The following is a 12,384-nucleotide window of genomic DNA, read 5'->3' as shown; positions in this document are numbered from 1 at the left end:
GCGCCCCCGCCGGCCCCCGCGGCCAGGCCCGCCCCCCCCCCGGCGCGGGCGACCTCGGCGCGCGCCTCCGGGTCGGTGACGGGGCGGCCGATCGGCAGCAGCCCGGGCAGCGCCCCGGCCTCGATCGCGCCGCGCTCCCCGGCCCGGCGCGGCACCCACGCCAGCCGGGCCCCGGTCACCTGCGCCAGCCGGACCGCCGAGGTCAGCGCGCCGGGGCTGGCGGCGAGCCGCTCGCCCAGCATGATGACGGCGCCGGGCGTCTCCAGCAGGGCGCGGACGCCGGCGCGCGACGGGTCGCCGATCAGCGAGCCGAGCGTCTCCGACTCCGAGCCGGGCGCCGTCGCCAGCAGCGTCCCGCCGACCTTCCGCAGGCCGCGCGTCGCGAACGGCGCGATCCCGAACACCTTCAGCCCGTTCTTGCGGAACGCCTTGCGCAGCCGCAGGAACACGATCGGGGACTCCTCCTCCGGCTCGAAGCCGGCGAGGACGACCGCGGGCGCCTTCTCCAGGTCGGCGTAGGACACCTCGATCGGGCGGCCCGCGACGGAGGAGGCGAGGAACCGCGTCTCCTCGTCCGACAGCGGCCGGGCGCGGAAGTCGACGTCGTTGGTGCCGAGCGCGATCCGCGCGAACTTGGCGTAGGCGTAGGCGTCCTCAAGGGTGACCCGGCCGCCGGTCAGCACGCCCGCGGAGCCGCGCGCCGCCGCCAGCCCGCGGGCCGCGACGGTCAGCGCCTCCGGCCACGACGCCGGCTCCAGCTCGCCGTCGGCGTTGCGGATCAGCGGGTGCGTGAGCCGCTCGGGGCGCGTCCCGTAGGTGAACGCCCAGCGGCCCTTGTCGCAGTTCCACTCCTCGTTGACCTGCGGGTCGTCCCCGGCCAGCCGGCGGGTGATCTTCCCGCGCCGGTGGTCGGTGCGCAGCGCGCAGCCGGACGCGCAGTGCTCGCAGACGCTCGGCTGCGACACCAGGTCGAACGGCCGGGACCGGAACCGGTACGCGGCGCCGGTCAGCGCCCCGACCGGGCAGATCTGCACCGTGTTGCCGGAGAAGTAGGACTGGAACGGCTTGCCGTCGGCCGCGCCGACCTGCTCCTTCGCGCCGCGCTCGAACAGGTCGATGAACGCGTCGCCGGCGATCTGGTCGGAGAACCGGGTGCAGCGGGCGCACTGGATGCAGCGCTCCCGGTCCAGCAGCACCTGGCTGGACAGCGGGATCGGCTTGGGGAACGTCCGCTTGGTCTCGACGAACCGGGACTCGCCGCGCCCGTTGGACATCGCCTGGTTCTGCAGCGGGCACTCGCCGCCCTTGTCGCAGATCGGGCAGTCCAGCGGGTGGTTGATCAGCAGCAGCTCCATCACGCCGTGCTGCGCCTTGTCGGCGACCGGCGAGGTGAGCTGGGTCTTGACGACCATCCCGGGCATCACCGTGGTGGTGCAGGACGCCTGCGGCTTCGGCATGCCGCGCCCGTTGCCGGCGTCGGGGATCTCCACCAGGCACTGCCGGCAGGCCCCGACCGGGTCCAGCAGCGGATGGTCGCAGAACCGCGGGATCTGGATGCCGAGCAGCTCGGCGGCCCGGATGATCAGCGTGCCCTTCGGCACCTCGATCTCGAAGCCGTCGATGGTGCAGGAGACCATCTCGACCGGCTTCTCCACCGCCGACTTGTCGTCGGTGACGGTCACTTCGCACCTCCCCAGAGGGTGGACTTGGCCGGGTCGAACGGGCAGCCGCCCTGCTCGAAGTGCTGGAGGTACTCGTCCCGGAACAGCTTGATCGACGAGACCACCGGGCTCGTCGCGCCGTCGCCGAGGGCGCAGAACGAGCGGCCGAGGATGTTGTCGGACAGGTCGAGGAGCGTCTCCAGGTCCTCTTCCTTGCCCTGGCCGGCCTCCAGCCGCTTGAGCATCTGCTTGTACCAGTAGGTGCCCTCGCGGCACGGCGTGCACTTGCCGCACGACTCGTGCGCGTAGAACTCCGACCAGCGCAGCACCGCGCGGACGACGCAGGTCGTCTCGTCGAAGATCTGCAGGGCGCGGGTGCCGAGCATCGACCCGGCGGCGCCGACGGACTCGAAGTCCAGCGGCACGTCCAGGTGCTCGTCGGTGAAGATCGGGGTGGACGACCCGCCGGGCGTCCAGAACTTCAGCCGGTGCCCCGCGCGGATCCCGCCCGCCATGTCGAGCAGCTCCCGCAGCGTGATGCCGAGCGGCGCCTCGTACTGCCCGGGCCGGGTGACGTGCCCGGACAGCGAGAAGATCCCGTAGCCCGCGGACTTCTCGGTGCCCATCGAGGTGAACCAGTCGGCGCCGTTCTCCACGATCGAGGGAACCGATGAGATCGACTCGACGTTGTTGATGACGGTGGGGCCGCCGTACAGGCCCGAGACCGCCGGGAAGGGGGGCTTGAGCCTGGGCTGACCGCGGAACCCTTCGAGGGAGTCCAGCAGCGCCGTCTCCTCGCCGCAGATGTAGGCGCCGGCGCCGGTGTGCACGACCACGTCCAGGTCGTAGCCGGAACCGAGGATGTTCGTGCCGATGTAGCCGGCCTCGCGCGCCTCGGCGACCGCCTGCTGCAGCCGGCGGATCACGTGCAGCACCTCGCCGCGCACGTAGATGAACGCCTGGTTCGACTTGATGGCGTACGAGCTGATGATGACGCCCTCCACGAGGACGTGCGGGTTCGCCATCATCAGCGGGATGTCCTTGCAGGTCCCCGGCTCGGACTCGTCGGCGTTGACGACGAGGTAGCGCGGGTTCGGGCTCTCGGCGGGCAGGAACCCCCACTTCATGCCGGTGGGGAACCCGGCGCCGCCGCGGCCGCGCAGGCCGGAGTCCTTGACCAGCTGGACGATGTCGTCCGGCGCCATCCCGAGCGCCTTGCGCAGCGACCGGTAGCCGCCCTCGCGCTCGTAGCCCGCGAGGGTGAACGAGTCGGCCTGGTCCCAGTTCTTCGTGAGGATCGGGGTGAGCGTGGTCACTGGTTCCGCCCCTCCTGGCTGCCCGGCTTCACGTCGCCGCCGATCGGCTTGCCCGGCTCGTTGGGCGGCGGATCGGTGATCTCCCCCGGTCGGACCGGCTCCTCCGGGGCCTCCCGGCCGGTGTCGGCGGACGGGGCCTCCCAGCCGCGCTGCTTGGCCAGCTCCAGGCCGCGCAGCGACTCGGGCCCGGCCTGGACGCCCTCGTGGGCGCGGCCGTCGGGGAACCCGGCGAGCACCCGGGACGCGTCCTTCCAGCTGCACAGCTTGTTCGGGCCGCGCGAAGGAAGCACTTCCTTACCAGCGCGCAGGTCGTCGACCAGCCGCTTGGCCTTCTCGGGAGTCATGTTGTCGAAGAACTCCCAGTTGACCATCATCACCGGCGCGAAGTCGCAGGCCGCGTTGCACTCGATCCGCTCCAGGCTGACCTTGCCGTCCGGGGTGGCCTCGTCGTGCCCGACCCCGGTGTGCTCGGTCAGCTCCTGCCAGATCTGGTCGCCGCCCATCACCGCGCACAGCGTGTTGATGCACACGCCCACGTGGAACTCGCCGACCGGCTCGTGCTTGTACTGCGTGTAGAACGTCGACACGCCCGTCACCTGGGCCGGCGTGATGCCGAGCTGCTCGGCGCAGAACTCGATGCCGTCCTGCGAGACGTGCCCCTCCTCCGACTGCACCAGGTGCAGCAGCGGGAGCAGCGCCGACCGCGGCTTCGGATACCGGCCGATGATCTGCTTGGCGTCGCGTTCGAGGCGCTCGCGCACCTCCGGTTCGAACGTCATCGGTCCACTCCCCCCATGACCGGGTCGATGCTGGCCACCGCGGCGATGACGTCGGCGACCATGCCGCCTTCGGCCATCGCGGGCACGGCCTGCAGGTTGACGAAGGACGGCTCGCGGAAGTGCACGCGGTACGGGCGGGTGCCGCCGTCGCTGACCACGTGCGCGCCGAGCTCGCCGCGCGGCGACTCGATGTGCGAGTACGCCTGCCCCGCCGGCACCCGGAAGCCCTCCGTCACCAGCTTGAAGTGGTGGATCAGCGCCTCCATCGAGGTGCCCATGATGTGCGCGATGTGCCGGGGCGAGTTGCCCATCCCGTCCGCGCCGATCGCGAGCTGCGCCGGCCAGCCGATCTTCTTGTCCTCGATCATCACCGGGCCTTTGACCCGCTGCAGCCGCTCCACGCACTGCTCGACGATCTTCAGCGACTCCTCCATCTCCTGCATCCGCACGAGATAGCGGCCGTACACGTCGCAGGTGTCCTGCGTCGCGACCTCGAAGTCGTAGGTCTCGTAGCCGCAGTAGGGCTGCGACTTGCGCAGATCCCACGGCAGACCGGTCGCGCGAAGCATGGGGCCGGTGATGCCCAGCGACATGCACCCGGTAAGGTCGAGATACGCGATGTCCCTGGTCCGGGCCAGATAGACGGGGTTGGCGTCCATCAGCTTCCGCATCGCCTGGATCCGCTTGGGCATCCGGTCGAGATAGTCGCGGATCTTGCTGAGCGCACCGCTCGGCAGGTCCTGGGCAACGCCGCCCGGACGGACGTACGCCATGTTCATCCGCAGACCCGTGATCTCCTCGAAGAGGTCAAGGGTGTACTCGCGCTCGATGAAGCCGTTCAGCATGACGGTCGTCGCGCCCAGTTCGAGGCCGAACGTGGCGATGGCGACCAGATGGGAGGAGATCCGGTTCAGCTCCATCATCATCACGCGGATGATCTGGGCCCGTTCCGGCACCTGGTCGGTGACGTCCAGCAGCTTCTCCACGCCCAGGCAGTACGCCGTCTCGTTGAAGATCGGCGCGAGGTAGTCCATGCGCGTGCAGAACGTGGTGCCCTGCGTCCAGGTGCGGTACTCCATGTTCTTCTCGATGCCGGTGTGCAGGTACCCGATGCCCACCCGGCAGTCGTCGACGGTCTCGCCGTCGAGCGTGAGGATCAGCCGCAGGACGCCGTGCGTGGACGGGTGCTGCGGGCCCATGTTGACCACGAGGCGCTCGTCCCCGAGGTCCTCGGCGCCCGCGACGACCTGGTCCCAGTCCTGGCCGTTGACGTCGAACACGCGGCCCTCGGCCGCCTCCTCGGCGGCGTAGGCGTCGTACTCGGTGTACTTCGTGGAGCTCATACGTACGACCGCCTTTCGTCCGGCGGGGGGATCTCCGCGCCTCGGTACTCGACGGGGATGCCGCCGAGCGGGTAGTCCTTGCGCTGCGGATGGCCGACCCAGTCGTCGGGCATCTCGATGCGGGTGAGGGCCGGATGACCGTCGAAGACGATCCCGAAGAAGTCGTAGGTCTCGCGCTCGTGCCAGTCGCACGTCGGGTACACCGGCACCAGCGACGGGACGTGGGGGTCGGCGTCCGGGCAGGTGACCTCGAGCCGCACGCGCCGGTTGTGGGTGATCGACAGCAGGTGCACGACCGCGTGCAGCTCGGCGCCCTCGTCCTTCGGGTAGTGCACGCCGGAGACGCCGGAGCACAGCTCGAAGCGCAGCGTCGGCTCGTCCCGCATGGTGCGCGCGACGTCCAGGAGCCGCTCGCGCTTGACGAAGAACGTCAGCTCGCCGCGGTGCACGACGACGCGCTCGATCGCGTCGCCGAAGTCGGGGAGCGCGCGCTCCAGCTCGTCGGCGATCTCGTCGAACTCGCCGGCCTCGGCGGCGCCGTCCGGCCCGCCGTAGGGGCGCGGCGCGGTGACCTTCGGGCTCTGCCGGATGACCAGCCGCCCGTATCCGGAGGTGTCGCCGGTCGTCTTGGCGCCGAACATGCCCGTGCGGGCGATCGGCTGCTCGCGGCGCTCCTCCTCGGCCTGCGCGGGCAGCTGGTCGGCGCCCTGCTCGGCCCTCTGCTCAGGGTTCTCGGAAGACATCTAAACCGTTCCTTGTCCCAGCAGCGGCAGCTGGCGGCGCTTGGCCTCTTCCAGCTCGACGATCTGCTTCTTGCGCTGCGGGCCGAGCTTGGTGTTCTGGATCTTGTCGTGCAGCTTGAGGATCGCGTCCAGCAGCATCTCCGGCCGCGGCGGGCAGCCGGGCAGGTAGATGTCCACCGGGACGATGTGGTCGACGCCCTGCACGATCGCGTAGTTGTTGAACATGCCGCCGGACGAGGCGCACACGCCCATCGCGATGACCCACTTGGGCTCGGTCATCTGGTCGTAGATCTGCCGCAGCACCGGGGCCATCTTCTGGCTCACCCGGCCCGCGACGATCATCAGGTCGGCCTGCCGCGGCGTCGCGGAGGCGCGCTCCATCCCCCAGCGGGAGAAGTCGTGCCGCGGGTCGCCGGTCGCCATCATCTCGATCGCGCAGCACGCCAGGCCGAACGTCGCCGGCCACACCGAGCTCTTGCGCGCCCAGCCCGCGACCTGCTCGACCGTCGTCAGCAGGAACCCGCTGGGGAGTTTCTCCTCAAGACCCATGTCAGTCCCACTCCAGACCGCCGCGACGCCAGATGTAGGCGTAGGCGACGAGAACGGTGACGATGAAAAGGACCATCTCCACGAGGCCGAACATGCCCATGTGGTCGAAGGCGACGGCCCACGGGTACAGGAAGATGATCTCGATGTCGAAGACGATGAACAGCATCGCCGTCAGGTAGTACTTGACGGGGAACCGCCCGCCGCCGACCGGCTGCGGGGTCGGTTCGATGCCGCATTCGTAGGCGTCCAGCCGCGCGCGGTTCCAGCGCTTCGGGCCGGTGAGCGAGGCCATCGCCACCGAGCCGACGGCGAAGACGGCGGCGAGCGCTCCCAGCACGATGATCGGAACATAGAGATCCATGTCTCTACCGCCCCTCCTCGGTACGTACGACGCTGTACGGGGCGCGGGGTCCGGGGCCGGACCGGCGCGCCTCGGCGGCGTGACCCTTCACACGCTCGTGAAAATTCTCACGAGCACGGGTCGCCACCCTAGCCAAGGTGATCAATAGCACTCCCCTCAGGGGGTCGGGTAATGCACTGTAGTCCGCTCACCTGCGACTTCGCGGCGAACAGCGATATCTGCGGGAGCCTCCGGAACTCGCTCATGCCGCCGGCGCCACCTTCTGCATCGCGTTGATGACCCGGTCCATCGCGTCGCCGCCCTTCGGGTCGGTCAGGTTGGCGAGCAGCTTGAGGGTGAACCGCATGAGGGTGGGGTGCGGCAGGCCGTGCGCGGTCAGGAACTTCATGATCCGCGGGTCGCCGATGGCCTGCACGAACACGCGGGCCAGCGTGAAGTAGCCGCCGTGCTCGTCCTTCAGGATGCGCGGGTACTCGTACAGGGTCCGCTCGCGCTGCGCGGGGGTGCGCCGCGCCAGCGCCTGCACCATGATGTCGGCGGCCAGCCGGCCGGACTCCAGCGCGTAGTCGATGCCCTCGCCGTTGAACGGGTTGATCATGCCGCCGGCGTCGCCGACCAGCAGCATCCCGCGGGTGTAGTGCGGCTGCCGGTTGAAGCCCATCGGCAGCGCCGCGCCGCGGATCTTCGAGGTCGCGTGCTCCTCGTCGAACTGCCAGTCCTCCGGCATCTGCGCGCACCAGCGCCGCATCATGCCCCGGTAGTCGACGTTCTGGAACGCCTTGCTGGTGTTGAGCAGGCCGAGCCCGACGTTGGACGTGCCGTCGCCGACGCCGAACACCCAGCCGTAGCCGGGGAGCAGGCGCTCGCCGTCCCACAGTTCGAGCCACGCCTCCATGTACTCGTCGTCGTGGCGCGGCGTCTGGAAGTAGCGCCGGACGGCGACGCCCATCGGGCGGTCCTCGCGGCGGCGCAGGCCCATCGCCAGCGACAGCCGGGTGGAGTTGCCGTCGGCCGCGACGACCAGCGGGGCGTGGAACTCGACGTCCTCGTCCTCGTACCGGGCGGTGACGCCCTTGATCCGGTCGGTGCGCTCGTCCAGGATCGGGCCGGTCACGGTGCAGCCCTGCAGCAGCCGGGCGCCGGCCTTCGCGGCGTGCTCGGCGAGCAGCTGGTCGAGGTCGGTGCGCTTGCGGACCAGGCCGAAGTCGGGGAAGCTCGCGAGCTCCGGCCAGGGCAGCTCCACCTTCACGCCGCCGCCGTAGATGCGCAGCCCCTTGTTGCGCCCCCAGCCGGGGTCGTTGATGTCGACGCCCATCCCGATGAGCGCGCGGACCGCGCGCGGGGTGAGGCCGTCGCCGCAGATCTTGTCGCGCGGGAAGGTGGCCTTCTCCAGCAGGAGCACGTCCAGCCCGGCCTGCGCGAGCCAGTAGGCGGTCGACGATCCGGCGGGGCCTGCCCCGACGACGATCACGTCCGCGTGTCGGGTGGAGTCGGTCACGGCGTTCCTCTTTAGCTCGTTCGCTTGTGAAGTACTTCACAAGGATCCGGTGGGGAGTCTATTCCTTTATCACGACCGGTGGGTACTTCTGGGCCGGTTCAGTTTTGGACCGGTCCCGTACCCGCCGGGCAGGCGATCAGCCGGGGTTGATCGCATGGTGCATCGCCGCCACCCCGAAGGTGAGATCGCGCCAGCGCACCTTCGTCCAGCCCGCGTCCTGGACGAGCCGGGCCAGCGCCGCCTGGTCGGGCCAGGCGAGCGTCGACTCGGCGAGGTAGCGGTAGGAGTCGGGGTTGGAGCTGACCCGCGCCAGCAGCGGCAGACCGTACTTCAGGTGCGCCTTGTGGCCGAGCGCGAGCAGCGGGTTCGGCGGATGGCTGACCTCGCAGATCAGCAGCCGGCCGCCGGGCTTGGCCACCCGCCGCAGCTCGCGCAGCGCCCGCCCGGTGTCGGCGACGTTGCGCAGCCCGAAGGAGATCGTCACCGCGTCGAAGGAGCCGTCCGCGAACGGCAGCCGCAGCGCGTCGCCGGCCGCGAAGCGCAGCCGCTGCACGCCCGCCTGCCGGCGCACCCCCACCCGGAGCATGCCGAGGGAGAAGTCGCACGCCACGGTCTGGGCGCCGGCCTCGGCGAACGGCACCGAGGACGTCCCGGTCCCGGCCGCGAGGTCGAGGATCCGCTCGCCCGGCCGCGCGTCCAGCGCCCGGACGGCCGCCCGCCGCCAGCGCCGGTCCTGCCCGCCCGTCATCAGCGTGTTCAGCAGGTCGTACCGCTCTGCGGTGCCGTCGAACATCGCCGCCACGTCGGCGGGCTTCTTATCCAAGGAGGCGCGGGTCATGGGGCCAGCCTATTGCCGCCCCGCGCGCGCCATCGAGGCGCCCGTGCGGTACCGGGCTACGCGTCCTCGCGGGTCTTCGCGCGCTGCAACCGGTCGCGCTGGGCGCTCAGGCCGGAGGTCACCGCGGCGGACATCCGGTCGCGCTGGCCGGACAGCAGGACGAAGCTGACGATGCCGCTGATCAGCAGCGCCAGCAGCAGGAGCAGGAACCCGCGGGCCCCGAACAGCGCGAGCACGCCGGCCGTGGCCGCGAAGATCGCCAGCCGGCCGGCGGTGTAGAGCAGTACGGAACGCATGACCCTTCGAGGTTACCCCGGCCGAATCGTGATCTCTCCTGGGGGTTACCTAAGGACATCCAGGAAGAGGGCGGGGTCGACGTTGCCTCCGGAGAGGACGGAGACATAGGTGGTGCCGGCGGGGAGTTCGGCGCGGTGGTAGAGGAAGGCGGCGGTCGCGACGGCGCCGGCGGGCTCGGCGATGAGGCGGGCCTCGCGGGCGAGGCGGCGCATGGTGCGGCGGATCTCGTCCTCGGTGACGGCGATCATGCCGTCGACGTGCTCGCGCATGTGCGCGAACGGCAGGGCGCCGACCCGCTGGACGCGCAGGGCGTCGGCGATGGTGCGGCCGGTCTTCTCGGCGTCCCAGGCGACGGGCCGCCCCTCGCGCATCGAGTCGCGCGCGTCGGCGGCCAGCTCGGGCTCGACGCCGATCACCTTCGCCTCGGGGCGCAGCGCCTTCACGGCGGCGGCGACGCCGGCGATCAGGCCGCCGCCGCTGACCGGGACGAGCACGACGTCGACGTCCGGGCGGTCGCGGACGATCTCCAGCCCGACGGTGCCCTGGCCGGCGATGACGCGGGCGTCGTCGTAGGGCGGGACGAGGGTGAAGCCGTGCGCGGCGGCGAGCTTGGCCGCGGTCTCCTCGCGGGCCTCGGCGGTCGGCTCGACGTAGACGATCTCGGCGCCGAGCGCGATGCAGGCGTCCACCTTCACGCCGGGGGTGGTGTGCGGCATGACCAGCACGGCGGGGATGCCGAGCGCGCGGGCGGTGTAGGCGACGGCCTGGGCGTGGTTGCCGCTGGAGTGGGTGACGACGCCGCGCTCGCGCTCCTCCTCGGGCAGCCCCGAGATGGTGCTGTACGCGCCGCGCAGCTTGAACGCTCCGATCGGCTGCAGGGACTCCGCCTTCACCAGCAGTTCCGTCCCGTCGCCCGGCCCGGGGAACGGGACGAGCGGCGTGCGCACGGTGACGCCGGCGAGGCGTTCGGCGGCGCGCTCGATCTCCGGCAGCGAGACAAGATCGGACATGGTCACGAGGGTATGGGGTGGCGGGCCACCGCCGCACGCGCCGGTCAGCGTGCGCACGGTGCAGTGCGGTGCAGACGCCTTTGCCCGGCGCGTTCGCCCGGCGCCGCCATCGACCGGCCATCGACCTGTCAAGGGCCCGTTGCCGGCGTGACACGGCAGGTCAAGTGTGGTGTGCGAGACCGCGGAGGCCCAGGTGGTGGGCACCGACCGTCATCGCCGCTGCTCGGCGAATTACGGAGCGTGATGTTTTCCGAAAACAAGGGAGAAATCGGTCTTGACCCGCCACACTGTTAAACAGTCCACCCGCGCCGAGAGCGGGACAAAGGGGGAGAGAAAACGTGGAGAGCACGAGCGAGCGCCTGCTGACCCCAGGGGAAGTCGCCGCCCTCTTCCGGGTCGATCCGAAAACGGTCACCCGGTGGGCCGCGGCCGGCCGGATCAGCAGCATCCGCACTCCCGGCGGCCACCGCCGCTTCCGGGAGTCCGAGGTCCACGCGCTGCTGCGCGGGGAAGAGCCGGTCGCCGAGCACTCGGTCCACTGACCCCGGCCGAACAGGCCGGGGGCGCGCGGGTCGTTCCACCCCGGGAAAGACCGGACCCGACGACGCCGGCCAGGGGACGCGGAGGGCCGTCCCCCCTCGGAAGGCACTGACCCCGGCGACACCGGCCGGGACGCACGGGGGTGCGCCCCCGCCTCGGAACCGCCCGGACCGCCGCCCTCCCGCGGCCGGTCCACCAGCCCGGGCGGCCGGGGCAGCGCGATGATCAGGCACGGCTACTCCTCCGCCTCGCCGTCCCGCCACTCCTCGAACCTGCGCGCCAGCTCGGCGTCCTCATCCCGCCACCGGCGGCGCCTGTCCTCCAGCTCCTCCTCGGTCAGCGACTGGCCGAGGAGCCGGTCGTAGTCGGGATCGCCGGGCCCGATCTCCACGTAGGCGTCGGCGATGATCCGCCCGCCCCGCTCCCGCTCCGCCCCGTCGTGACCCGCGCCCGCCGCGTCGTCGCCCGGGTCGGCGAGGACGCTGTGGGGCACCCGGAGCGTGCCGTCGGGGAGCCGGATCACGTACATCGTCGATCACCTTCGGAGTCCATCGCCTTCGCCGGCATCACGGGGTCCTAGATGCCGTATCTGCGGTTGAAGAAGAGCATGACTTCCAGTGCCGTCCTGATGTTGCCGGCGAGCATATCGACCAGCGCGGGCCGCTGCCGGGACGAGATCGCGGCGAACGCGTCGGCGAAGAACTCGCGCCGGCCGAGCGCGTCGGGCTGCCGGTGGAAGTCGCTGGCCAGGTGCGGGCGGCACAGCTCGTACAGCTCCCGGAAGGCGGGGCTGTCGGAGGTCCACCCGCCGGACTCGCCGTCGATGTCGTCGAGCGCGTGCCCGACCTCGTGCAGCATCACGTCCGGGGTCGGCGACGGCCGGTCCCCCACGATGATCTTGCGGTCGCCGTAGGCGCCGGCGCAGATGTCCCAGGTGGCGCGGCCGGACGGCAGCGGGCGGTCGCGCAGGTGGCCCATGTCGTCGAGCTGCGGGACGCCGCCGGGCCCGACGTAGATGCCGTCGAGGCCGCCCGCGAGCTTCTCCTTGAGCGGCTCCGGCAGCGACGCGAGGCTGTCGACGGCCCGGATCACCTCCGGCGGCGGCGGGCCCTGCCGCGCGTCCCACTGCCGGTGCAGGACGCTCTCCAGCACGCCGCAGTGCCGCCGGCCGTCGGCCGCGTGCGGCATGCCCGGCGGGTACGGCTCGACGCGCAGCGCGTCGTCGAGCTCGAAGTCGCTCCACGCGTAGTCGCCGGGGCGGGGGCGGCCCGCGCCGCGCCGCCCGTACCGCCCCTTCCGCGCGTCGGCGGCGTCCGGGCGGTCGGCGCCGGGGGCGAGCGCGAAGTCGTCGTCGCGGCCGGCCTTGCGGAACCGGCCGAACCGGTCGCGGGGCTGGTTGCTGCGCGGCCGGAGCCCGGGCTCCGGGCGCCGCTCCGCGTCCGGCGGCGA

14 protein-coding genes are annotated in these 12,384 nt (G+C 71.5%); 1 reads left to right on the top strand and 13 read right to left on the bottom strand.

The genetic code is table 11. The features are described 5' to 3' along the window. From ABZ914_RS34980 to ABZ914_RS34930, 11 genes are all read right to left on the bottom strand, one after another. Positions 1 to 1,682, bottom strand: a 1,682-nt coding sequence (locus ABZ914_RS34980; RefSeq protein ID WP_500198504.1) for an NADH-quinone oxidoreductase subunit G, incomplete at its 3' end; no start/stop codon positions are given. Beyond that, positions 1,679 to 2,977, bottom strand: coding sequence for an NADH-quinone oxidoreductase subunit NuoF (gene nuoF / locus ABZ914_RS34975; protein ID WP_500198503.1), 1,299 nt, complete (start codon positions 2,975 to 2,977; stop codon positions 1,679 to 1,681). The genes ABZ914_RS34980 and nuoF, both read right to left, overlap by 4 nt. After that, entirely contained in the window at positions 2,974 to 3,756 is a 783-nt protein-coding gene (nuoE, locus tag ABZ914_RS34970; protein WP_387029294.1) for an NADH-quinone oxidoreductase subunit NuoE, read from the bottom strand. The genes nuoF and nuoE overlap by 4 nt, the downstream gene beginning before the upstream one ends. After that, entirely contained in the window at positions 3,753 to 5,099 is a 1,347-nt protein-coding gene (locus tag ABZ914_RS34965; RefSeq protein WP_194737719.1) for an NADH-quinone oxidoreductase subunit D, read from the bottom strand. Before ABZ914_RS34965 ends, nuoE begins: the two co-directional genes overlap by 4 nt. Next, entirely contained in the window at positions 5,096 to 5,842 is a 747-nt protein-coding gene (locus tag ABZ914_RS34960) for an NADH-quinone oxidoreductase subunit C (RefSeq protein ID WP_500198502.1), read from the bottom strand. The genes ABZ914_RS34965 and ABZ914_RS34960 overlap by 4 nt, the downstream gene beginning before the upstream one ends. Further along, positions 5,843 to 6,391 carry a NuoB/complex I 20 kDa subunit family protein gene (locus ABZ914_RS34955; RefSeq protein ID WP_151543251.1) on the bottom strand — a complete coding sequence of 183 codons (549 nt, stop codon included), beginning with the start codon at positions 6,389 to 6,391 and terminating at the stop codon, positions 5,843 to 5,845. Position 6,392: 1 nt separating this feature from the next. Next, on the bottom strand, positions 6,393 to 6,752 hold the full coding sequence (locus ABZ914_RS34950) for an NADH-quinone oxidoreductase subunit A (RefSeq protein ID WP_173096814.1): 360 nt from the start codon (positions 6,750 to 6,752) through the stop codon (positions 6,393 to 6,395). A 241-nt stretch (positions 6,753 to 6,993) separates the two neighbouring features. Then, the gene (locus ABZ914_RS34945; RefSeq protein WP_190867958.1) at positions 6,994 to 8,250 is read right to left on the bottom strand and encodes a geranylgeranyl reductase family protein; all 1,257 of its coding nucleotides are present in this window, start codon (positions 8,248 to 8,250) and stop codon (positions 6,994 to 6,996) included. Between the two features lie 136 nt (positions 8,251 to 8,386). After that, the gene (locus tag ABZ914_RS34940; RefSeq protein ID WP_500198500.1) at positions 8,387 to 9,088 is read right to left on the bottom strand and encodes a demethylmenaquinone methyltransferase; all 702 of its coding nucleotides are present in this window, start codon (positions 9,086 to 9,088) and stop codon (positions 8,387 to 8,389) included. A 56-nt stretch (positions 9,089 to 9,144) separates the two neighbouring features. Next, positions 9,145 to 9,384 carry a DUF4229 domain-containing protein gene (locus ABZ914_RS34935; protein ID WP_387029289.1) on the bottom strand — a complete coding sequence of 80 codons (240 nt, stop codon included), beginning with the start codon at positions 9,382 to 9,384 and terminating at the stop codon, positions 9,145 to 9,147. A gap of 45 nt (positions 9,385 to 9,429) precedes the next feature. Beyond that, positions 9,430 to 10,395, bottom strand: a complete 966-nt coding sequence (locus ABZ914_RS34930; RefSeq protein WP_500198499.1) for a threonine ammonia-lyase — start codon at positions 10,393 to 10,395, stop codon at positions 9,430 to 9,432. A gap of 338 nt (positions 10,396 to 10,733) precedes the next feature. On the opposite strand from ABZ914_RS34930, the gene ABZ914_RS34925 reads away from it, so the two are divergent. Beyond that, entirely contained in the window at positions 10,734 to 10,937 is a 204-nt protein-coding gene (locus ABZ914_RS34925) for a BldC family transcriptional regulator (RefSeq protein ID WP_151543245.1), read from the top strand. Between the two features lie 233 nt (positions 10,938 to 11,170). On the opposite strand, the gene ABZ914_RS34920 is transcribed toward ABZ914_RS34925, so the two are convergent. Further along, positions 11,171 to 11,464 (bottom strand): hypothetical protein, encoded by a 294-nt coding sequence (locus tag ABZ914_RS34920; RefSeq protein ID WP_190867966.1) that lies wholly within the window; start codon positions 11,462 to 11,464, stop codon positions 11,171 to 11,173. A gap of 47 nt (positions 11,465 to 11,511) precedes the next feature. Beyond that, the coding region (locus ABZ914_RS34915; protein WP_500198496.1) for a hypothetical protein at positions 11,512 to 12,384 on the bottom strand (873 nt) is incomplete at its 5' end.

The organism is Spirillospora sp. NPDC046719, assembly GCF_040645715.1.
Taxonomy (GTDB): domain Bacteria; phylum Actinomycetota; class Actinomycetes; order Streptosporangiales; family Streptosporangiaceae; genus Spirillospora.
Note: the sequence above shows the minus strand (reverse complement) of the source record. Positions and strands in the feature narration are given on the sequence as shown.

Coding starts and splice junctions, on each gene's coding strand:
- ABZ914_RS34950 (WP_173096814.1), bottom strand. CDS start 6,752: ATGGATCTCTATGTTCCGATCATCGTGCTGGGAGCGCTCGCCGCCGTC.
- ABZ914_RS34965 (WP_194737719.1), bottom strand. CDS start 5,099: ATGAGCTCCACGAAGTACACCGAGTACGACGCCTACGCCGCCGAGGAG.
- ABZ914_RS34920 (WP_190867966.1), bottom strand. CDS start 11,464: ATGTACGTGATCCGGCTCCCCGACGGCACGCTCCGGGTGCCCCACAGC.
- ABZ914_RS34955 (WP_151543251.1), bottom strand. CDS start 6,391: ATGGGTCTTGAGGAGAAACTCCCCAGCGGGTTCCTGCTGACGACGGTC.
- ABZ914_RS34940 (WP_500198500.1), bottom strand. CDS start 9,088: ATGACCCGCGCCTCCTTGGATAAGAAGCCCGCCGACGTGGCGGCGATG.
- ABZ914_RS34930 (WP_500198499.1), bottom strand. CDS start 10,395: ATGTCCGATCTTGTCTCGCTGCCGGAGATCGAGCGCGCCGCCGAACGC.
- ABZ914_RS34935 (WP_387029289.1), bottom strand. CDS start 9,384: ATGCGTTCCGTACTGCTCTACACCGCCGGCCGGCTGGCGATCTTCGCG.
- nuoE (WP_387029294.1), bottom strand. CDS start 3,756: ATGACGTTCGAACCGGAGGTGCGCGAGCGCCTCGAACGCGACGCCAAG.
- ABZ914_RS34960 (WP_500198502.1), bottom strand. CDS start 5,842: ATGTCTTCCGAGAACCCTGAGCAGAGGGCCGAGCAGGGCGCCGACCAG.